A 20,041-nucleotide genomic window follows, 5' to 3' on the forward strand; every position below is an offset into this window, starting at 1 on the left:
CCAATCAGCGCTTCAGCGCGAGCGCATACGCCACCGAATCCGGATGCGTGCTGACCTGACCGAGTTTCTCCGCCTGGCGCGCGGCCCGTGTGGCCAGTTCGACCACATCGTCGATCTGACCGTGCTCGCATCTGACAAGTACGCGCGCGGACACTTTCGCCACAACAGCAATGGACGCACGTGGCGGCGTCGCGCGCTCGACCTTCGCTGCGTTGTCACCCGTCGGCGCATCGTCACCCTTCGGCGCATCGTCACCGTTCGGTGCATCGCCACCGTCCGGTGCATCGCCACCGTTCGGTGCATCGCCACCGTTCGGTGCATCGCCAGCGCTCGGGGCATCGTCATCCTTAGCGGTTTGCCCCTGATCCTGAAGCACCCCCGCCAGCAGCTGCGATTGCGCCGCCGCGCCTTGATCCGTCGTTTCCATCGAATAATCCTTTGGGTGAGTAAATGCGGAAAACAAGGCGGTTGCCCGCCTTGCGCTACGCGGTCAATCAGGCGGCCGGATTCTGGTAGTACTTCACCGCTCCGCCGACGTCGACGAGGTTGCCGCCCTGACGGTTGAATGCGACAAAGCCGATCTGGCCGTTGAGCAGGAATGCGGAGTCGGCCATACGGAACAATGTCAGGTCCATCACGCGACGGACCATGTAGCGGCTCAGATCACCGAAGAGGATCGACTTGGCATTTGCCGCCATCGTCGGCATTTCCTGCGAAACCGTCAGCGAGCGGTTCAGCAGACGATCCGGCGCACCGCCCGGATTGCCCTGCTCGTAGCCCGGCACAAAGATCGGGCGACCATTGTCGTCCTTGATCTTGCGCACGATCTTGATGGAGTCGTCGTGCATCATGAAGCCGACGGCTTGCCCCTTGCGATACGCCGGGTCGACGCTGTGCTCAAGATCAACGAGATCGTCGTACGTCACCGTCGACGTCTGGCCGTCCGCACCGACCTTGCCGGCCGCTGCGGCGGTCACGATGCCGCGCGGCTGACCGACGCCCGAGCCGGTCGTGAAGTGCAGCGACGTGATGCGACCGATCCGCATCGCGAGCAGACCGTTGATGTAGCCTTCGATGTCGAACATGCTGTCCTGCAACAGTTCGAACGGTACCGCAATCTTTTTCGATGAGTATTTGAACACGCTCATCGACATGTTCGAGAACGACGTATCACCGGCGCTCGCAGGTGCGTTCTGCCCCACGATCTCGCCGATTTCCGCGGTCGCATCGGCCGCCGGGAAATTCATGTCGGCGCCCGTGCTGGTCGAAAACTGCGTCGCGACGTCGAGCACACCGCCATAGGCTTTCATCGCCTGGATCAGCTGGTTGTAATACTCGGTCGCGACCGTATAGCCGCCTTCGCCCGGTGTCGTCGTCGACATCGCGTTCTGCGGGCCAAAGCGCATTGCATTGGCAACTTCGGGGGACACGCGTGCGCGCATGCGCTGCATGTCTTCCTGCGACAGCGCGGAGATGCCGTTGCTCAGATAGGCGCGCAGCGCGCGCGTCTCTTCGCTCTCACCGCCGTGTTTTACGTGCTGGCTCGCGTATTCGCTGGTGTCGCCGTTCAGCGCATTCGCCGCCACCGACGCGATCAGTTGCTCGTTGCGCTTAATCTCGTTGGTGATGCGTTCGATTTCGGCCATGCCGTCGTCGTACGCTTTCTGATTTTCAGGCGTCCACTTGTCGCCAGGATTATTCTCGAGCAGCGCGTTGAGGTTTTTCGCGGTCGCGTCGCGACGCTCCCGCAGGGCTTTCAGATTGATAGCAGCCATTTGATTCCTTTTAGGAAAAGAAAAAGCCGCCCGAAGGCGGCTGCAGTTCGACGCGGGAAGCGTCAGAGGGAAACGCTCAACGCAAGTCGGCGTTGCAGCGCGGCGATGTCGACGGTCGGTTTCGGCGCCGGCTCAACTGGCGGGACGTGCTCGACCGGAGTCGTCTGTCGAGTATCCGGCGCGGGCACCGTTGGCGGCTCAATCGTCTGCGGCTTGCTGGACGCCAAGGGCGACTTGGCATAAGCCGACAGGTTCCAGGCCCCAGCGTTCGTCGGCGCCGAGTCGGCCGCGACTTCATCCGCGAAGCCCAGTTCAACCGCCTCAGCCGCCGAAAACCAAGTTTCTGCCGCCATCCATGCCGCAATGTCGTCTGCACGCTGCCCAGTCTTTTTCGCATAGGAATTCACCAGTGAGGCGTCCACTTTGTCGAGCAACGCCGCCGTCGCTCGGAGATCGTCACCGGTGCCCCATGCCATGCAGGAGCCTCGATGGATCATCATGAACGCGCCGTCAGCCATCACAACCTTGTCGCACGCGATCGCAACGAAACTCATCGCGCTCGCGGCCACGCCGTCGACGTGCGCAACGATGTTCGATGGATGCTCGCGTATCGCCAGCTCCATCGCGCGTGCGGAGAACACGTCTCCGCCGGGCGAATTCATACGCAAATGAATATTCGGCGCAGTAATTTGCGCGAGCTGCTGCACGAACGTCGCCGCAGAAATTCCGCCGTACCAGTCGTCCGAAACGATCACGTCGTACAGGTAGAGCGTCACATCGCCGTTCGCATCGTTCACCACTTCGAAGCGCCGCGCTGACTGGCGGTTGTCGTTAAGCAGTTTGAGGATCAGTCCCGCCATCGTCTTTCCCGTTGAACAGCTTGTCACCGCCCGGAACCGGCGGCAGGTTTTCTTGCTTGCGCACTTCGTTTTGCGTGACCCAGCCGGGCTCGCCCGCGCGGCCGAGCGCGCTGCGATATGCATCGTTGCGCGACTTGGCGTCGCCCTTCAGCAGGGCAGTCGGATCGTAGGTGATAAGCGACTTCCCGCGCGTCGCGAGTTTCCGCTGTGCCTCCTGCTGGATCTTCGTCATGTGTCGGGCAAGCGTGTACCGGACAAAACCGATACCCATCTGTTCGATGCCGCTGCCGAAGCTTGTCTGCTTCTCGAGCTGGCCGATCATGTAGGGCGGCACGCCGAAAATGCGCGCAACGTCGTCGACCGTCAGCTTCTCGCGCTCGACGAGTTGAGCATCCGCGGCACTCATCGCGATCTTTTGTGCTTTCAGCCCGCCGCCGAGCACCACCGGCATGTTCGAATTGGCTAGGCCGTTATAGCGCTCGCGCCATTGCGTGCGGATTCGGTCGACCTGATCACGATCGACTTTCGCGTCGGTCTCCAGGACGATGTCAGGCCGCAGGCCTTCCGTGAGCATGTTCTCGGCGACGTCGTTCGCAGCAAGCGCCGTGCTGACCGGTTGTCGCAACACGTGACGGATCTGCGACATACCGCGCAGCCCGTCAAATCCGGGGCCCGGCACGTGCAACATGTCGTCCTGGTCAACGGTTTCGACCGTACCGTCGAGATTGACGATCGTGTAGATCAACCGATTCTCATAGAGCATCGGCGTAACGCTGCGCGGATGCAGTGGTTCGAGCGACTCGACCTGCACCGAAAACGGCGTCGGCCGATGAATGCGAATATGCATGTTGCCCTCGAGTAGCAGCGACTGCGCGCCAAACTCCCACCCAAGCGCCGCGCTCCAGCGCGGATGCATTTCCTCGTTGAGCAGATACCAGAGATCGCCCTTGATCGGCGTCGCGAGGTCGCCGCTCAACGTGTACGTCTGCAACAACAACTGACCGAGAGCCCCGCCGATCAGTGATACGCATGCATACACGGCGCCAACTGCCATGGCGGTGCGCTCGCTCACCGTGCGATGCCCCGGCAAACCGCCCGTCATCCAGCCGTATCCCTCCGAACCGGCCGTAATTTCTGAAACTGGTATGGCCCGCGCGGTCTGCGCCGCAACGTTGCGCTGCGACTCACGCTCGGCCCGCCATCGGGTCAGGATCGTCGATCCGGTATTGTTCGGTGTGGTCATAGTGCGATGATTTCCGGAGTCGGTCCCGGCTGATGAACAAGCGCACGCGTCATCGCCATGCACGTTGCGACGATCGGGTCGATTCGCCCTTCTGACGTTTTCTTGTTCGGCCGGATGTTTTCGTTCGTATCGAGAAGCAGCGACACATTGCTCGCGCACCAGCGCAGCACCGGATTCGCGTTATGGCGGAGGCGCCGGCTGTAAACCAGACGTTCCAGATGCTTCGAACCCGGCGACAGGCCGCTGAAGTTCTGCGGCAACTGCACCATCGGCACATCCTTTTCGAGCAGCTCATTTGCAAGGTGCGTCGCGTTCCACACGTCAAACGCCACTTCTTCGACGTCGAACGCCTTGCATGCAGCGAGCACCGTCGAGCGAACGACGCCGTAATCGAGCACATCGCCCGGCGTTACCGTGAGCCAGCCGGCCTGCCGCCACTTTTCGTAAGGCGCAGCGTCGCTCTTCGACTGCTCGTCGACCTTGGATTGCGGACAGAAAATCCACGCCAGCACGTGCCAGTCGCCTTCTTCATCTTCCGGCGGAAACACCAGTACGAACGCGGTAAGGTCACGAGTACTCGAAAGGTCGAGCGCACCGAAGCAACGCCGTCCGCCGAGGCCGCGAGGATCAAACGACGCACCGCACTCGTCCCAGACGCGAATGTCAAACCAGCTCATCGCGCCGTTGACCCACACGTTCAGGTCTTTGGTCAGGTAGTTCGCCTTCGCGCTTGGGAGTTCTTTCGCCTTGGTCGCCTGCGCGACCAAATATTCATGCGTCTTCGCGCTCCCGAGACTGGGATTCGCCTTCGGCCATACGGCCGGATCGAATGGATCATCGCCATCGTCCAGCGTGAAGATGTAGCCGAAAAACGTGTCGTCGGTCACATCGCCGCGGAGCACGGAGACGAGATAGCCACGGATCTCGGTGCATATCCCGTCGAGGATATAGCCGGCCGTCGTGATCGCTGAGATCAGCGGCTGCTGGCGGGCACCGAGCGCGGACTCCATCACGTCCCAAACCTCGCGCGTGCGATGCGCGTGCAGCTCGTCGACCACGATCGCGGACGGGTTCAGACCGTCAAGCGATTCGGCGTTGGCCGGCAACGGTTTGAACACACCACCACCGCCAGCGATCCGCTCCTGGTTGGTGCCGTCGTAGATCTTGACCGACCGCGCAAAGCGCCGCGATCGCTTCGCTCGCCGCTTGTAGTTTTCCAGTGCTGGCTTGAACACGCTCATCGCCTGTTCACGCGTTGTGGCGATCGTGTACACCTCCGGACCCTGCTCGCGGTCCATCAGGAACAGGTAGTCGGCAATGCCCGCCTTCCAGGTGGATTTGCCGTTTTTGCGCGCAACCTCTTCATAGCCCGTGCGGAACCGGCGGAGCATCGTGGCGACGCGACGCCAGCCAAATAAAACCGCGGTGAAGAATCGTTGCCACGGATCGAGCACGAGCGGCTTGCGCGCCTCCTTGCCCTTGATGTGTTCGAACTGGGTCTCGATGTACTCGATGACGTGCAGCGCGTGCGGGGCACTGAACGCCAGGCCACGTCCGAATCCGCCGAGCAGATCCTCGTAATGCCGCAGTACCGCGAGAAACACGAATTCGCCAACAACGACTTCGCCGCGCAGCACCGGCAGCCCGTAGTCGGTGTCCCACTTGTAAAGCGTCGCCGGCGTCAGGCTGGCAAGGCGCTCGGGTGTGACTGAGCATGATCCAGCAGCGCATCGAACAAATCGTCCTGCGGATCCGGATCCTCCATCTTCGATTTCGCAATCAGCATCGATGGCACTGTCAGGCAGGCATCCGGCAGACATTTCAGCAATCCTTCCTTCAGGCCTTTGGCGACGAAGTACAGCTGGTGCGGCTGCACGTGCCCGTTCGGTGTCGTCACCATGAACGATCCACCGTTCACTGACTCGTAGTCGCGCAGTTGCAACTCGGCCTTTACCCAGCGCACGAAGTCGACGGCGGCGATCGCCAGCACGACACCGCCGACCTTATGCGGCACACCCTCCTCGCGCAACATCAGGCAGAGGTAGTCCCAAACCTTGCGATGCTGCGATGTGAAGTGCACGCCGGGCGGCGGCGGAGGAGATTCAATTCGCTTTCCACCGCGATCAGATAAAGGCTTTGCACCTGCAGCTTCGCCGACCGCCGTATTCGTATCATTCGGACCCATGGAGCGGCTCCCGTTGGTTGAGGTGACTGAAAACTCCGTCCTGCCGTTTTCAGCCCCTCTGCAAGGCGGGAATTTAGACCCCCCCTCTCTGAAAATTGCTCGCCGAAAAAATGGCCCTGAACGGGCGGTCCCCGGCGGCCGACCACAGGGTTTGACACCCCCCCCTGCCCGGCGGCCGGCCGCCAGATCGACGCGCCTAGCGCGCGCCGTCCTTGCCGTGCGATTCCCGGCCCGTCTTCAGCGCGTGGCACGCATGGCAGATTGATTCGAGATTCGATTCGTCGTCCGTGCCGCCGCGGGCCTTGTTGATGATGTGGTCGACGTGACTGGCCGACGTGATGCGACCGCGTCGACGGCAAGGTTGGCAAAGTCCGTTGTCGCGCGCGAGGATGCGCTTGCGCAACTTCTGCCACATGGCACCGTAGCCGCGCTGCTGTCGCGTGCCGCGCTGCCGGTCCGACTGCCAGCCGATCGACTCGCTCGCATGCTCGTCGCAATAGCCCGGGACTTCGACCAGCTTCGGACAGCCATGATGTCGGCACGGTGTTGGCGCTTTCTTCGGCATGGCATCGGCCCAATGCAAAAAGCCCTGACGCTTTCGCATTCAGGGCTCGCTGGATTTCTCTCGGCGTGCTGCAACCCGGCAAAGGCCGCACGCACTCGGTCGAAACCGGATCAGATTGTGGATCGGAGTGTAGTCGACCTATTTCGTTTCCGCAAGGGGCGAAGTTTTGAGCCGATCCAGTATCGCCTGCATGGAGACGAACTCCCGTTTCGGCTCAAGCAGCTTTTCCTCCATGGCGCGGCGCGCGTGCGCGAGCGCAAAATCGAACACCGTTGTTGGACGCACCTTCAGGCCCAGGCGGCGACAGATCACGAACGGCGGCTTGCGCCAGACGTAGTGCATCTGCAACAGCTTCCGGTCAAGCGGCATCAGTTTGCGCATCGCGACCTCGACATGGTGGGCATCTTCGAGATCCAGCGTGGAATCGACAGTCCGACCATGCACCGTCGGAAAGTAGATGCTCGCCACCAGCGAATCACGACCACCATCACCGCCACCACCGCCGCTCTGCGCCCGTGCCCAGTTGATCAGACGTTGCTCGATATTCATGGTATTCCCCCGGTCAATCCTCGTATTGGCCGATGTGCTGTCGGCAATAGCCGCGCCGCGATGAACCAGCGCCTATGATCGTGCTGGCCGCGTGCACGCAGCGGCAGCCGTTTTCGACATGAGCGCAGACCCGGTCGTCAGCGCCAGTCGGTGTTGGTTGCGTCGTCGCTCTCGCCTGCCCGGCGGCGATCGCGCTGTTGCGCCTGATGCGCAACTCGTCCCAGTTCTTGCGCAAGCGGCCGGGCGATGTGATGACTTTCGCCCAGAACTTGTCGCGCCTCGCAAAGCCGAACAGCTTTGCAATCGCATCCACTGCCCGACCGTCGAGTGCGATCATCGCGTCGACGTCAAGCATCCACGCCTCCATGTCCGGCTTTGCAATTCCTGGGGCATCGGCCTGCAGGCGGCCGAACATCCACTGCGCGATTGACAAACTCGATTCATCATGATTTTTTCTCTCATCGCCTATATCTTCGTTTACCACTGTGGGTTGAGAGAGAGAGGGTTTTATACAATCTCTGTTTACTGGGTACTTAGTAGGAACGTCGTTCAGGTAACTTTGCGATTCACAGCCCTCCGAAGCACCGTTTTCCGGATTACCTGCACGTGGTTCAGGTAATTCGCTGGAGTTACCTGAACGTGGTGCAGGTAACTCGTCGTGGTTACCGGAACGTAGTGCAGGCAATTCGGGATTACCGGAACGTGGTTCAGGTAACTCGCAAGGGTTACCGGTGCGCAGTTTCCGGCGGCCTGCTTTTTGTGCGCGAGAGGAACGGCGCTCATGCTTGCCCAAAATTTCATCAGCGTCCGAACCGGCAGCAAGATCCAGGTCGATCGCGTCGCGTTGCTGTTTCGCCACTGCCGCAGGAATGGAAAATCGGTAATGCGAGTGCGCCCACTGGCGATCCGGCCGCCGTGACTTCCATCGCGTCAACCAGCCCTCGCGCTCGGCGATCGCAAGGTGTTTCGCCACAGCACGATCCGACAGCGAAGCACGCTCCGCAAGGGATTCAATCGAGGGCCAGACGATGTCATCGACAGCATTCGCGTATTCCGCGACAACGAACAGGACGAGCTTCGTGGTCGACGAAAGATCGCTGACAGTCATCGCGCGTCGCCAGGTAAAAAACGGTGTTACGGTTGCCATAGATCAGTGCCCACTGCCCGGCGCCGCGAAATTCTCGAACCGGGTATATGCGTTTTGGAAGGTAAGGCGCACGGTGCCGATCGGTCCGTTGCGCTGCTTGGCGCAGATGATTTCGGCCGTCCCCCGATCAGCGCTGTCGGGGTTGTAGACCTCATCGCGATAGATAAAAAGAATGACGTCCGCGTCCTGCTCGATTGCACCGGATTCCCGAAGATCGGACATGATCGGCCGCTTGTTGGGGCGCTGCTCGAGGCCGCGATTCAGTTGGGAGAGCGCGATCACCGGCACGTCGAGCTCTTTGGCGATCTGCTTGAGCGAGCGGGAAATTTCACTGAGCTCTGACGCCCGCATGTCGTTGTGCGAGCTATCTCCACTCATCAACTGCAGGTAATCGATCACCACGGCACCGAGCTTGCCGGCCTCGCGCTTCAGACGCCGCAACTTGCCCTTGAGGTTGGAAGGCGTCAGGCCTGCGCCCTCGAACACGTGAATCGGCGCTTCGGCCATCAGCTGCACACCGTGAGTCAGCCGCGGCCAGTCCTCCTGTTCGAGCCTGCCGGTTCGGAGGCGATGCTGGTTGATCCTTGCCTGCGACGCCAGCATGCGCTGCGTGAGCTGCTCGGTAGGCATCTCAAGGGAGGCGACGGCCACGGCGAGATTGAGATGGATCGCAACGTGCTCCGCGATATTCATCGCAAACGATGTTTTGCCCATCGAAGGCCGTCCGCCGACGATGATCAGTTCACCGCCGTGCATTCCATCGAGCAGACGATCGAGGTCATCGAATCCGGTTGCAGTTCCGGTAATGCCCGCACCCGCTCCCTTGTGATACAGCTCGTCGACGCGCTCAATAACACGGGTCAACGCCGGCACGATCGGCATGAAGCCGTCTGCCCGCTGGTCAACATCGGACAGGCGCATGAACGCACCCTGCGCCTGATCGATGATGTCGACCGCCTCACGCCCTGCCGTGTTATGGCACAGATCGATGACTTGCCGCGCGGCAGCAAGGCACCCGCGAAGCATGGAGCGATTCCGCACGATCTCGGCATAACGCACGACATTGGCAGCACTCGGTGTCGACTGGACGATCTCATTGAGGTACTTCAGCGGCTGCTGGATGCGCGAGCCCGCCGCTGACAGGAATTCGAAAATGGTCACCACGTCGGCCTGCCGCCCGGCGACAATCAACCGCGATATGGCCCGAAAGATCGAGCGGTTTTCGGGCAGAGTGAAGTCCTTTTCGCTGACAAGATGGCCGATCCGCTCGAGCGCTTCGTTGTCGAGCATGAGCGCGCCAAGCACCGCCTGCTCCGACTCTATCGACGCGATAGGGTCGCGCGCTTCCAATGGGTCGTGTGCGCCCATGTATGTCCCCCGGTAAGCGAAGCGCGATTTAAAGTCGATCCAGGCCTGCAGCTGCGCGCGCAGTCGTGATCGTCTGTTCGATCTGACGTTGCCCTTCGCGGCCGATCTTTTCAATCGCCTCGGCTTCACGCGGCTCGATCAAGCCGTCTTCGGCCGCTCGCCGCACCTCTTCGGCGAGGCGCCCGGTTTTGTCGCTCACGCCCAGCGCAGCGGTGACGAGCGCCGGAATTCCATCTTCGCTATCAGGGCGCGGCGCCAACGCGGCGACAAGACCGAACCGCGCGTTGAATGCGTGGACCGCATCGAGCGCATGTGGCTGATTCTTTTCAAGCATCCACTCGACGAGTAGCTCGAACATCTCGCCCGAGATCCGCGCACCTTCGACCTCGCGCAGTTTCAGACGCAGCGATTCGCCCTTGATGCTGACGCCGCGCCGTTCGGTCAGATAACGCGCAGCGTCTTCCACCTTCCCCGGTGTTTTAAGCACGGAGGCGTAAAGCACATCGGTCCATGTTGTATCGCTGTATCGGCAGGTCACGCTAAACCCCTTGTGGATAACAATTTTTCATGCTGTTTACTCGCGGCTCGTTTTCATACGATTCGTCCGTCCGCAGCAAAATGGTGAATCAAATGAACAAAAAAGAGAGTGACCTCGAACATGCGAAAATGGCGAGCTTCCACACCAACCAACTACACGAACGAGGCACTCATGATCACGGACCAGTTTCAAGCAAAGGACGACAACGGGAACGTCTACGGGGTAGTCGTCCATCAGGACCGCATCGACACCAGCGATCTCTCCGGGCGAAGCAGTCTGCTCGGCATGAAGGAATTCCGCCTCTCGGACGGCCGCTCGGTCAATCGCATCTCGGAGACCGAATTCGAGATCGTTCAGACGCGGACGAAAATCAAGCGAATCTAGTCATCGGCCAAACCGGATATTCGCGACGACGATTGCAGTGTCGTGACGTCGATCTCGCGCCCGTACTTGGGCGCGAGATACCGCCACAACTCCCGCTCTATCGACGCCGGCATGGCGACTCCATCGACGTAGAGCTGTGCACCCTCATACCGAAGTTGCATCGCGTCTTTGACCGCGATACGCAATGTCACGATCGGCGGCTGCCCTGCCTCCACGGTGGCGCTCGCAGCTTGAACTGCCGGAATTTCGACTCCGTCGACGACAGCGCGACCGACGCCCGACCCATTCACCTCAATCATTACTGCAGATCCTTTTTTCACCTAAACCTCCTTTGCGCATTCAGCCAAGACAACAATAGAAATGACGGAACTCGAAGAACTCAGAGCACAGGCAATTGCGCATCGCCTGATTATCGAAATGCTGGTCAAACGAGCGGCGCTAACGCCGGCCGAACGCGCCGAAATGCTTGTGTCTGCACGGTCCGAACTTGCACTGAACGACTTTGCGGTGCCCCAACCTTTCCTTCAGGCGATCTTCGATTCATTCTCAAAATTCGTGATGCCAGCAAGTTCGTCGCTTCCACCGTGGATGACCTCGGACCCCGACTGATTCAGGAGACGCACCATGTTTAAGACTGTCGCAGCGCGCCGCATGGCCGCTAACGGCGTGAAAAAGGCGATAACACTCGGCCTGCGCCAGCGAAGATCTGAACTAGCATTTCATCGATTCTTGGGCCACCTATTCGAAAAAGCCGCTCCCGACCACTCGATGCACATAAGCCATCAAACAGATGCGCACGCCAACCTCGTCGAAACCCGCCGAGGCCAGTGCGGAGACCATCGCTTCGACGTGGTCAACGAGGGCCCCGTTTCGCACATAGGCCCAGTCGACAGTCCGGCTCAGTTCTTCACAACGGACCGATCGCCTCGTCAGTCTTTCCAAGGGTGGACAATACTCAGGCGGCAGTCCTTTCCTGCTCTTCAGCCACTTCGGCACATAGGGTTGGGACTTTCCCAAGGCTCGAGCGAGCGCGGACTGAGAGCCGACGATTTCGATGGCTCGAATCAGTGCGTCGCGACAGGTATCGGGCGTGTTCATGGCCGCGATAATAAATAACCACAGGTATGACTGTCAATAACTTTGGGTCTTTGACTGGGTATAGCCATGGTTATACCCTTCCCGGCATGGAAACTATGGGTGAACGCGTCCGCGCACGACGCAAACAATTGGGGATGAGCCAAGCCGAATTGGCTGTGGCCGTGGGTTGCTCGCAGCCAAGCATCAAGAAGATTGAAGCTGGAGGAAAGACCACCTTACTGCTTGAGCTTGCAAAAGCCCTTCAAGTTGATGTGCAATGGCTGAAGAGCGGCGGGAAATTAGCGGATAATTCGCAAGCAACGCATCAGGTCAGTGAAAACAATGGCGAATCACAGACAGTCAGCCTACGGCCGATCGTTGCGTGGGACTCCGAGGAAGAACTCGGCGACGAGTATATTTTCCTTCCGCGTTTGCGCGTGAAGCTTTCCGCAGGTGAAGGTACCTTGCTGTACGAAATTGACGAAAAAGGCCAGCGGCAGGCGTTCCGCAAGGCTTGGGCTCAAAGGCTCGGGGTAAAGCAAGAGAGCGCCGCAACCATGGTTGCCGACGGAATGAGCATGGAGCCGCGGATCCAGGACGGCGACTCACTCGTAGTTGACTACAAGGAAACGTGGATCACCAGCGGCAAGGTGTATGCCATTGCTTTCGCCGGCGAGGTCTATGTGAAACGGCTGTTCAAACGGCCTGACGGAGGCGTCCGTATCGTATCGGACAATCCCGATAAGACCCGCTATCCCGACTGGGACGTTGAACCGCAGATGCTCGCGAACCTACAGATCATCGCCCGCATCATCGCGGTAAGCGGAGCGGTCTAGAACGTCACTCCACTCGGTACAAAGCCACGCGGCGTTGCGTGGCTTTTTTTTCGCCTGCTCTGCGCCAACCGCAACAAAAAATAACAATGGGTATTGACTGATCGATACCCATCGTTATACATTTCGGCCGAAGTCAATAACCAAAGGACTTGACGAAATGAAAAGCTACCGCTGCTACTACCTGATGAAGGGCCAAGAGCCGGGCCCCCTCGCGCCCTTCGTCCAGATCAAGGCTGACGACGCCGTCAGCGCCGCCCAACAAGCCATGCTCGTCACCGGCTGCGTCGCCGTGACCGATGTCGTTCGCGTGCAGGGCTGATCACATGGCGCGCGACCGTCAAACCATCCTGCCGCTCTGGGCCATCTGGATCATTGCCGCGTTCGCCAGCTTCGCGCTGGCGGCGGTGCATTCCGTTGACGACACAGTGCCGCCGGTTCCCGTATCAGCTCACCGTACGTGAGGCCCGCCGTGCACAAGAGCTCGCTTCCCCGTCACCTGCTGCGCGTCGAGTGGCAGCTGCTGCACATGGTCGGCAATTTCGATCACGCGATCGAAAAACCCGAAGTGCGCCGCACCCTCGAGTCGTCGGCCCGCGCCCGCGAGGCTCGCGAGCAACGACGGCTCGTCGAACGCGGTGACGTGAAGCGGCGCGCCAGTGGCGACATCGACGACTGACCATGAAGCGATACCACGTCCGCTGCCGACATTGCGCGACACGTCGCTGTCTGCGCAAACATCCGGATCATTTCGACCGACTGCCGCGGTGCACCGTGTGCGGCAAGCGCACCTATCGACTCGACCGCTGGATGAATCGCCGCGACACGACGAAAGCACGCTGCGACTGCACCGGCTACTGGTTCCCGCATCGCCGCGGATCGCTGTTCTGCTGGTTCCGCGCTGACGGATCCGGACGCTATCCCGGCGACACGGATTTCGCGGACCGCAACTACGACGGCATCGCAGCCTGAAATGAAAACTGTATCCGTGACCCAGATGGCCGGCATGTTGCCGAGCAATCCTAAGTTTTGTGAATGGGTAAGCACGTTCGCTTCCGGCCAGTCAGTAACCACTGACGTCGCCGCGGCGTTTATCCGCGAGGTTTGCCGGATCAGGAGCCGCCGCGAGCTCGCGACCGACGCCCACGCGCGACATCGCTTCCAGACCATTCTGATGCGCCAGTTCAATGACTGGCGCACCCAGCAGCACTGACTTTAACCACCCGGAGAAACGCAGATGTCTCTCTTCACATCACTGTATCCGCTCGCCAAATCAGCGACGCTGACACTATTGATAACCGTCGAAGGCGACCAGCTTCGCGTCAACGTGACGCCGCGCGCCAACGGCGACACCAGAGGCGAAAAGACGCTCTATCCGCTGTCGATTCTCGCCACGCCCGAAGAACTCGACCGCGATTTTGCGGAAGCCGTGTCGATCTACGAGCCGAGCGTGCTCTCGGTGCTCGACCAGGCACGCGCCGCGAGCGCCGCGAGCGCCGCGAACGGCGCGGGCACGTCGGCCAAGGCCGCGCCGCTCCTTGCGGCCCCAACGAAGGGCAAGCCCGGCCGCAAACCGAAGGCGGCAACCACCACCAGCGATCCGACCAATGCACCAACCGAAAACACGAGCGACGAACCGGACGTCGACCCACGGCAAACCGCCATTCCCGGACTGGAAGGCGAGCCGGTCGATGCAGGTGCAGCAACGGCCACACCCGCCCCCGAAACCGGGGAGCTGGAGAACGAGGCGCAAGCAGCTGCCGACGCAGGCGGCGTGGACATTTTCTGAGGACCTGCCATGCAAACCACCGCCCTGGAACGCGAGTTCCGCTACAACGGCGCGAAGCTCACCGATCCGTCGCCCGCTTTCAGTCTCCAACAGGTTCGCGATTTCTATGCGAATACCTATCCGGAGATCGTCAACTCCGAGATCGAAGGGCCGGAGATCGTCGGCAACAAGAACGTCTTCACGTTCCGTCGCGCCGTTGGCACCAAAGGATCAGACCCGCTTCACCTGCTCAATCCGCTTAATTTCACACTCAAGGAACGGGTCGTCGCCGGCCGGACGTACATCGTCGGTATTGGCAGCGTCGAGGACGCAGACGCTGATCAGTTGGACGTCTGCTCGAAGATCAACGCGATCATGTTCGAGGCCAGAAACCTCCCGCCCGCGATCCGCACGTACCTCGAGGAGATTGACCGTTTCGCGAGCGCGCACGTTTGCCCGCTCCTGGACGAGGAGATTGCCTTCGTCGGCGCGCTTTACGCCCGCTACGCGAGCTGACGCCATGACGCTCGAACAGTTACGCACGGAGCTTGAAAGCGGCACGCTCGGCGGGCCGACCACGCCGGCCGTGCCCAGTACAGCCCTCGGCAGTCCACTCAATCGCCGCCTGCTCGAAATTGCCACGCGGCGCGTTCCGGGTCCGCGCGTGCAGTTGCCGCGCGAACTCATGCCGGTGCTGCCATGAGCACGTCCGCCGTCGCCCTGCCGTCGCTGGCTCACGTCCCGGCGCGCTACACCGCCCAGAGCGGCGTTGCGTTCGCGCGCCCGTTCGCTCTTTCGCTGCTCGACAGCGGTCTGATCACCGAGGCAGACATCGCGCGACGGCCAGCTTCCGAAATCGCCCTCTGCGCCAAGGTGTTGACGCGAAACTGGCGTGAAATCACTTCGCGGCTGACTCGCTTCGACTGGCACCTGCGCATTGAGCAGGATCAATGCCGCGGGTCAGATGGCATCTACTGGGGTTATTCGCGCGAAGCAGATCCGGACATCGTCTGGGCACTGCTCGGCACGCACGACGGCCCGTTCAGCTGCGGACAGGTTTGCGTCGGTCCGTCAGTAGAACACCTGGAAAACCTGCGACGCGGGTTCGGCCAGACCGTGCTCGCGGCGCTCTACGACGTGCTCGACATGCTGCCCTCGGTCTGCACTACGCGCACGGCAATCCGCATCGCCGAATATACATACTGGCACGGTTGCAGCGACGAAGAGGAAGCGTTCAGGGAGGCGCTGTTCTATCACGACGTCAAGACGAAAGAAGAACTCGCCGAAACCACCGATTTCGTCACGCACGCGCAGGTCTACGGGCGCATGCCGAAGTGGGTCCGCGAGCCTAGGCGTGTGCTATCGCGGGCGCAGTTGCAGCGCGCCGCAAGGCCTGACGCCTTTGCTCAGTCAGTGATTGAGGCCATGGACGAACTCTGGACGGTGCTCACCTTCTGCGCGCCGTTCGCTGACCATTCCTCTCCGGACGCCGGCGCCGACATGATCGACTTCACTCTCATTGTGCGCTGGACCGAGGACGACTCGATCAATCGGATCATCGACGACTACGGACACTACGCCGCCGAAGGCGATCACATTCCCGCCGCTTCAGTTACCGGCCTGCGGCTTTCCGATCGCTCCATCACGGAATGGCTGCAGAGCATGCGATCGACTGCTCTGTTGGCTGCCGCTGCCGAACGCGTGCTCGACCTGCTCGGCTCGATGGAATTCGAACAGCAACGAACCTTGGTACGGGTGTTCGCATGAAAGACGTAATCATTCATCACCGCGGCAACGTCGATCTCGAACTCGACGCTGCGCTCCTGCTCTACCGCTCGAGCGCCGGCCACGTCTACGCGACGCAGCACTCAGTCCGGATCGTCGACGAGCGCCCCGTGCTGCTGCCGGGCGTACCGATTACGCTCGAAGGCCTGGCCGATTTCGCGGACCTCGCGGCGAAGCGGACCAGCTATCGCGGATTTGTGCATGACCGCATCGTATACGTCGCGCCCAACGTGCTCGCATGGTGGGTGCCCGCGTGCACGCGCCGCGTGTGGTTCAGATCGGAGGATGCGATTGGCGAGCGCGCAGGCGACGCTAACCATCCGCCGCTGGTTTTCATCGTCAGCAAGTCGGGTTGGCTGATCTTCGCGCTGCGAGAAAACGTGCGGCCGGGCCCCGCAACAAAGATGTACACGGCGCCCTATTACAACGTCTGGGAAAACGGCGAGATCTGCGCCGGCAACGCCGAGACGCCCGACAGCATCAGCCCGGACAGCATCAAGGCCTTCGAAGACGCGTTCTTTCGTAGCCGCTTCACGCACCCGAATAACACCCGACTTATCCACCGGCGCGGTGGCGCTGAACGCCTGTGGCTCGATCTGCTCGACGGCGCCGAATTTCCCATTGATCGCCTGATCTCCCGCAGCCAGTCGCTCGCCGACGTCATCGACAACCTCAAACTACTGGATTGACACCATGGACCAACTCCTCGCCGATTTTCAGAACGCAACGCAGACCGGTCTGCAGAACATCGCTGCCGCACTGGAGCAATTCTCGAAGGGTGTCGCGGACGAACTGGCGCGCGCGAAACCGCGCGCGATCGCCGCGGCGGACGACGACGAAAAGCTTGCGCTCGATGTTGCCCTGTTCGACAGCGCGCCCACGGTTGCCGTGCCAAAGCACGCAGCGTTCGCGCCGCTCGCAGAAGTCGGCCACCGCTTTCTCATGACGGCCGAAGGCGTATTCATTGAAGTGCGCCGACCGTGGATGCATGTGATCCAGCAGCTTGCGAAGCATAACGACGCGGGCCCGAAGCCGCCCTACGGCAACATCGAGCCGAAGATCGAACTCGCGTTTGGCCGACTCGGCGCGGCGCTACCATTCATGCAGGCATTCGCCGAAGAAGCCCGCAATGCGCTGCCGAACGAACATGCCGCATGGATTGTCTGGGACCAGCAGAAACAGCAGCTCGCCTACAAGGCACTTCACGTGTCGAGTGCCACGCCGGGATCGATCACGTTCGAGCGTCCGCTCCTCGAACCGCACGAGAGCCTCGCGATCGACATTCACAGCCACGGCGACGGCGATGCTTATTTCAGCGCACAGGACAACGCCGACGACGCCGGCGAGGTCAAGATCTCAGCGGTGTTCGGCGGTCTGAAGGAAGGTTCAGAACCGTGCGTCGCGTTCCGTCTGTGCGTGCTCGGCATGTTCGTACCGCTCAAGGTGCCCGCATCCGCCATTTTCAAGACGGCGGAGTCGGCGTGAACGGACTGGAGATTGCCCATTACGCAGCGCGCGCGGCGAACTGGGAGTCGCGGCGCTATTTCGTTCGCGAGCTTGAGGTCGTCCACGTCCGCCCGCGAGACGTTGAGGCCGCAAGATGGCGGCTCTTCTCCCCGCTCGACAGCGATGCTGATGCCGCCGCGCTGGCCGCAGCCGCACGCATTGATGTCAGCCATCACGACGCCTATGTGGCGGCCATGGCCGGCGTCGGGCCGATGCGGATCTTCACGCACGACGACATCGACGTCGACCGACTACCCGACCTCGACTGCGCGGAGCGACGCCGCGCGACGCGACGCGCCGTCGCAGAATGCGCCGCGTTCATCGGACGCGACCTGGGCCCCTTCTGGTGGAGAACAGCATGACGCATATCACACCCGCCCATTTTCTCGACCGACGCGTGAACGTCGCGCTGATCGGTTGCGGCGGTAACGGCTCACAGATGCTCACCGGCCTCGCGCGCCTCAACCATGCGCTCACTGCGCTGGGTCATCCGGGCCTGCATGTGACGGCGTTTGACGGCGACACCGTCAGCGATGCGAACATCGGCCGGCAGATGTTCAGCCCGGCCGACGTGGGCCAGCACAAGAGCGTGATTCTCGTCCATCGTCTGAACGCGTTCTTCGGCCTCGACTGGCACGCACGCCCCAAACACGCAGGCGCCGACGAGCTGGTGCACGTCGGACCGGGCATCGCTGTCGTATGTGTCGACAGTGCGGCCGCCCGCGCGAAGCTTGCGACGATGCTGAAAAAGACCTCGACGTATGTCATGGATCTCGGCAACCGGGCCAGCGATGGACAGGTGATTTTCGGGTCAGGCCGCCCCGCACGCGAAGCAGGCAGCGCGGACCTGCGCTGGCCCTACGACGTGCTGCCGGAACTGATCGACACCGGCACTCCCGAAGACGACACGCCGAGCTGCGGACTCGCCGAGGCGCTCGAGCGGCAGGAGCTCTTCATCAATCAAGCGATCGTCACGCCGGCGCTCGGCATCCTGTGGGAGTTTTTCCGGCACGGCCGGCTCGACTGGTGTGGCGCCTTCGTCAATCTTAAAACCGGGCATGTCCGGCCGCTGGCCGTGACCAGCACCGATCTGCAAACGCCCAAGGAGATCTGAACAATGAATACGGTGTTTCTGCTCATGGCCCAGTTCGGCGCACGGGCCGTCATTCCGATCGACGAGGTCTGCCGTTCCTACTTCCCGCACCTCGAGGTCGACAAGCTGCTGCGCAAGATCACTTACGGCGAGATCAGGCTGCCGCTCGTCCGGATCGAAATGTCCCAGAAAAGCGCCAAGGGCGTCTATGTCCAGGACCTGGCGAATTACATCGACGAGCGGCGTGCCGCGGCGCAAAAAGAATGCAATCAGCTCGCCGGCGTCGTCTGAGCCGTGCCCGGCGCGATCACGTCGAGCCACTTCCAGTTCTCGTACTTGTCTCCCACCTTGCGCACGTGCGTATAGCGCTTCAGAGTATTCCAGCTGCGGTGGCCACTGACGGCGGCCACGCGCTGGATCGTCCATCCCATTTCTGACAGGCGGCTCGCGCCCTCATGGCGCAGGTCGTTCAGGTGCAGGTCGTCGATTTCGAGCAGCTGCACTGCATTCGTGAAGGCCGTGCTGGCGGTCAGAGGCCGATACGGAAAAATGCGATCCTCAACGCGCGGTTGCGCCTTCACGATCCGCAATGCCTCCGGCGTCAGGTCCACCCAGGTGTCGTTCCCGATCTTCGTGTTCGGGTGTTTCAGGTCGCGCACCATGACACGACAGCCTTCCTCATCCAGATCATCCCATCTGAGCCGGCAGATCTCGCTGATGCGTCGCAGCGAGTATATCGTGAACGCGGCCAGCGCCTGCATCGGAATGCTGTCCGGCGTGCCCTTCCGAACCTTGCCGAACTCGTCCATCAGCCGGTCCATCTCGTCGAGCGTTGGCCGCCGCTCGCGATGCTTCGACCGGCCAACCAGCCCCATGCGCGTGAGGGCAATCCGCGCGTCTGCGACGACCGACGCGTCGACCGGATACCCCCACGCCGGGCGCGCCAGGGTGATTACGCTCGAGAGGTGCGCGAGATAGTGTCCGCGCGTCGACGGCGCGACGTCCACGGTGCGCATGTAACCGACGACATCGGCGCTCTCGAGCTGCGCGGCCTTCACTTCCCCTAATGGCGATCCGCTGATCTGGTTCAGGATCATTTTTTTCGTGCGATCGAGCGGCTTGCCCAGTTCCTCGATATACCGCCTGATCATGTCCTTGACCGGCGGATTTTCCTGCAACGCCGCCTTCAGCCCATCCGCGTGCGACAGCGCGGCTTCGCGCTGCTTGATCCAGATCTGTGCGGCCTGCCGGCGCTCGAAGGTTTTGGTCTCCTGGTGCAGCACCTTGCCGCCCTTGCGGATGCGGACCTGCGCCTTGTACGAGGTGCTACCATCCCTGTTTTCTCTCGGCGTAATCGTGCCCACT

General features: G+C 61.3%; 31 protein-coding genes. 17 read left to right on the plus strand and 14 right to left on the minus strand.

Translation table 11 applies throughout. The annotated features are described in order from the left end of the window. Window positions 1–4 precede the first annotated feature (4 nt). The 11 genes from QFZ94_RS23960 to QFZ94_RS24010 form a co-directional block, all read right to left on the minus strand. Window positions 5–427 (minus strand): hypothetical protein, encoded by a 423-nt coding sequence (locus QFZ94_RS23960; RefSeq protein WP_429460017.1) that lies wholly within the window; start codon window positions 425–427, stop codon window positions 5–7. A 67-nt stretch (window positions 428–494) separates the two neighbouring features. Next, window positions 495–1,775 (minus strand): phage major capsid protein, encoded by a 1,281-nt coding sequence (locus tag QFZ94_RS23965; RefSeq protein WP_429460019.1) that lies wholly within the window; start codon window positions 1,773–1,775, stop codon window positions 495–497. Between the two features lie 62 nt (window positions 1,776–1,837). Further along, entirely contained in the window at window positions 1,838–2,635 is a 798-nt protein-coding gene (locus tag QFZ94_RS23970; RefSeq protein WP_429460021.1) for a head maturation protease, ClpP-related, read from the minus strand. After that, window positions 2,607–3,878: a phage portal protein gene (locus QFZ94_RS23975; RefSeq protein ID WP_429460023.1), complete on the minus strand. Its 1,272-nt coding sequence runs from the start codon at window positions 3,876–3,878 to the stop codon at window positions 2,607–2,609. Before QFZ94_RS23975 ends, QFZ94_RS23970 begins: the two co-directional genes overlap by 29 nt. Beyond that, a complete protein-coding gene (locus QFZ94_RS23980; protein ID WP_429460025.1) occupies window positions 3,875–5,515 on the minus strand; it encodes a terminase large subunit in 1,641 nt (546 codons plus the stop codon). The genes QFZ94_RS23975 and QFZ94_RS23980 overlap by 4 nt, the downstream gene beginning before the upstream one ends. 44 nt (window positions 5,516–5,559) lie before the next feature. Then, window positions 5,560–6,063: a hypothetical protein gene (locus QFZ94_RS23985; RefSeq protein WP_429460027.1), complete on the minus strand. Its 504-nt coding sequence runs from the start codon at window positions 6,061–6,063 to the stop codon at window positions 5,560–5,562. A gap of 196 nt (window positions 6,064–6,259) precedes the next feature. Continuing rightward, window positions 6,260–6,667: an HNH endonuclease gene (locus QFZ94_RS23990; RefSeq protein ID WP_429460029.1), complete on the minus strand. Its 408-nt coding sequence runs from the start codon at window positions 6,665–6,667 to the stop codon at window positions 6,260–6,262. A gap of 99 nt (window positions 6,668–6,766) precedes the next feature. Next, entirely contained in the window at window positions 6,767–7,177 is a 411-nt protein-coding gene (locus tag QFZ94_RS23995) for a hypothetical protein (RefSeq protein WP_429460031.1), read from the minus strand. Between the two features lie 13 nt (window positions 7,178–7,190). Next, the gene (locus tag QFZ94_RS24000) at window positions 7,191–8,285 is read right to left on the minus strand and encodes a helix-turn-helix domain-containing protein (protein ID WP_429460033.1); all 1,095 of its coding nucleotides are present in this window, start codon (window positions 8,283–8,285) and stop codon (window positions 7,191–7,193) included. 42 nt (window positions 8,286–8,327) lie between these two features. Then, window positions 8,328–9,692, minus strand: a complete 1,365-nt coding sequence (gene dnaB / locus QFZ94_RS24005) for a replicative DNA helicase (protein ID WP_429460035.1) — start codon at window positions 9,690–9,692, stop codon at window positions 8,328–8,330. Window positions 9,693–9,720: 28 nt separating this feature from the next. Then, complete coding sequence (locus QFZ94_RS24010; RefSeq protein ID WP_429460038.1) at window positions 9,721–10,194, minus strand: phage regulatory CII family protein; 474 nt, start codon at window positions 10,192–10,194, stop codon at window positions 9,721–9,723. A gap of 207 nt (window positions 10,195–10,401) precedes the next feature. On the opposite strand from QFZ94_RS24010, the gene QFZ94_RS24015 reads away from it, so the two are divergent. After that, window positions 10,402–10,614 (plus strand): hypothetical protein, encoded by a 213-nt coding sequence (locus QFZ94_RS24015; protein WP_429460040.1) that lies wholly within the window; start codon window positions 10,402–10,404, stop codon window positions 10,612–10,614. On the opposite strand, the gene QFZ94_RS24020 is transcribed toward QFZ94_RS24015, so the two are convergent. Continuing rightward, window positions 10,611–10,934, minus strand: a complete 324-nt coding sequence (locus tag QFZ94_RS24020) for a hypothetical protein (RefSeq protein WP_429460042.1) — start codon at window positions 10,932–10,934, stop codon at window positions 10,611–10,613. The genes QFZ94_RS24015 and QFZ94_RS24020 overlap by 4 nt on opposite strands. Before the next feature lie 40 nt (window positions 10,935–10,974). Here QFZ94_RS24020 and QFZ94_RS24025 point away from each other — a divergent pair, with 40 nt between their 5' ends. Continuing rightward, on the plus strand, window positions 10,975–11,223 hold the full coding sequence (locus QFZ94_RS24025) for a hypothetical protein (protein WP_429460044.1): 249 nt from the start codon (window positions 10,975–10,977) through the stop codon (window positions 11,221–11,223). Window positions 11,224–11,352: 129 nt separating this feature from the next. Here the strand turns inward: QFZ94_RS24025 and QFZ94_RS24030 are convergent, their stop codons facing one another. After that, window positions 11,353–11,712 (minus strand): helix-turn-helix domain-containing protein, encoded by a 360-nt coding sequence (locus QFZ94_RS24030; RefSeq protein ID WP_429460046.1) that lies wholly within the window; start codon window positions 11,710–11,712, stop codon window positions 11,353–11,355. Window positions 11,713–11,738: 26 nt separating this feature from the next. Between QFZ94_RS24030 and QFZ94_RS24035 the strand changes: the two genes are divergently transcribed. The 15 genes from QFZ94_RS24035 (at window position 11,739) to QFZ94_RS24105 (ending at window position 18,967) form a co-directional block, all read left to right on the plus strand. Next, window positions 11,739–12,527, plus strand: a complete 789-nt coding sequence (locus QFZ94_RS24035; protein ID WP_429460048.1) for an XRE family transcriptional regulator — start codon at window positions 11,739–11,741, stop codon at window positions 12,525–12,527. Window positions 12,528–12,684: 157 nt separating this feature from the next. Further along, window positions 12,685–12,846, plus strand: a complete 162-nt coding sequence (locus QFZ94_RS24040; protein WP_429460050.1) for a hypothetical protein — start codon at window positions 12,685–12,687, stop codon at window positions 12,844–12,846. A 4-nt stretch (window positions 12,847–12,850) separates the two neighbouring features. Then, window positions 12,851–12,988 (plus strand): hypothetical protein, encoded by a 138-nt coding sequence (locus QFZ94_RS24045; protein WP_429460052.1) that lies wholly within the window; start codon window positions 12,851–12,853, stop codon window positions 12,986–12,988. Window positions 12,989–12,996: 8 nt separating this feature from the next. Continuing rightward, window positions 12,997–13,203: a hypothetical protein gene (locus QFZ94_RS24050; RefSeq protein WP_429460054.1), complete on the plus strand. Its 207-nt coding sequence runs from the start codon at window positions 12,997–12,999 to the stop codon at window positions 13,201–13,203. Window positions 13,204–13,298: 95 nt separating this feature from the next. Further along, window positions 13,299–13,496 carry a hypothetical protein gene (locus QFZ94_RS24055; protein ID WP_429460056.1) on the plus strand — a complete coding sequence of 66 codons (198 nt, stop codon included), beginning with the start codon at window positions 13,299–13,301 and terminating at the stop codon, window positions 13,494–13,496. Between the two features lies 1 nt (window position 13,497). After that, window positions 13,498–13,737, plus strand: a complete 240-nt coding sequence (locus QFZ94_RS24060; protein ID WP_429460058.1) for a hypothetical protein — start codon at window positions 13,498–13,500, stop codon at window positions 13,735–13,737. Between the two features lie 24 nt (window positions 13,738–13,761). Then, entirely contained in the window at window positions 13,762–14,313 is a 552-nt protein-coding gene (locus QFZ94_RS24065) for a PRTRC system protein E (protein ID WP_429460060.1), read from the plus strand. 9 nt (window positions 14,314–14,322) lie between these two features. Then, window positions 14,323–14,808: a PRTRC system protein C gene (locus QFZ94_RS24070; RefSeq protein ID WP_429460062.1), complete on the plus strand. Its 486-nt coding sequence runs from the start codon at window positions 14,323–14,325 to the stop codon at window positions 14,806–14,808. A gap of 4 nt (window positions 14,809–14,812) precedes the next feature. Beyond that, window positions 14,813–14,995 (plus strand): hypothetical protein, encoded by a 183-nt coding sequence (locus tag QFZ94_RS24075; protein ID WP_429460064.1) that lies wholly within the window; start codon window positions 14,813–14,815, stop codon window positions 14,993–14,995. Next, window positions 14,992–16,059, plus strand: coding sequence for a PRTRC system protein F (locus QFZ94_RS24080; protein ID WP_429460066.1), 1,068 nt, complete (start codon window positions 14,992–14,994; stop codon window positions 16,057–16,059). The genes QFZ94_RS24075 and QFZ94_RS24080 overlap by 4 nt, the downstream gene beginning before the upstream one ends. Further along, complete coding sequence (locus QFZ94_RS24085; protein WP_429460068.1) at window positions 16,056–16,766, plus strand: PRTRC system protein B; 711 nt, start codon at window positions 16,056–16,058, stop codon at window positions 16,764–16,766. The genes QFZ94_RS24080 and QFZ94_RS24085 overlap by 4 nt, the downstream gene beginning before the upstream one ends. Window positions 16,767–16,770: 4 nt before the next feature. Beyond that, complete coding sequence (locus QFZ94_RS24090) at window positions 16,771–17,562, plus strand: PRTRC system protein A (RefSeq protein ID WP_429460070.1); 792 nt, start codon at window positions 16,771–16,773, stop codon at window positions 17,560–17,562. Next, window positions 17,559–17,945, plus strand: coding sequence for a hypothetical protein (locus tag QFZ94_RS24095; RefSeq protein ID WP_429460072.1), 387 nt, complete (start codon window positions 17,559–17,561; stop codon window positions 17,943–17,945). The genes QFZ94_RS24090 and QFZ94_RS24095 overlap by 4 nt, the downstream gene beginning before the upstream one ends. Continuing rightward, window positions 17,942–18,697: a PRTRC system ThiF family protein gene (locus QFZ94_RS24100; RefSeq protein WP_429460074.1), complete on the plus strand. Its 756-nt coding sequence runs from the start codon at window positions 17,942–17,944 to the stop codon at window positions 18,695–18,697. Before QFZ94_RS24095 ends, QFZ94_RS24100 begins: the two co-directional genes overlap by 4 nt. 3 nt (window positions 18,698–18,700) lie before the next feature. After that, window positions 18,701–18,967, plus strand: coding sequence for a pyocin activator PrtN family protein (locus QFZ94_RS24105; protein WP_429460076.1), 267 nt, complete (start codon window positions 18,701–18,703; stop codon window positions 18,965–18,967). On the opposite strand, the gene QFZ94_RS24110 is transcribed toward QFZ94_RS24105, so the two are convergent. Next, window positions 18,946–20,040, minus strand: a complete 1,095-nt coding sequence (locus QFZ94_RS24110) for a tyrosine-type recombinase/integrase (protein ID WP_429460078.1) — start codon at window positions 20,038–20,040, stop codon at window positions 18,946–18,948. The genes QFZ94_RS24105 and QFZ94_RS24110 overlap by 22 nt on opposite strands. Window position 20,041 lies beyond the last annotated feature (1 nt).

The organism is Paraburkholderia sp. JPY465, from assembly GCF_050436725.1.
In the GTDB taxonomy this organism is placed as follows: Bacteria; Pseudomonadota; Gammaproteobacteria; order Burkholderiales; family Burkholderiaceae; genus Paraburkholderia; species Paraburkholderia youngii.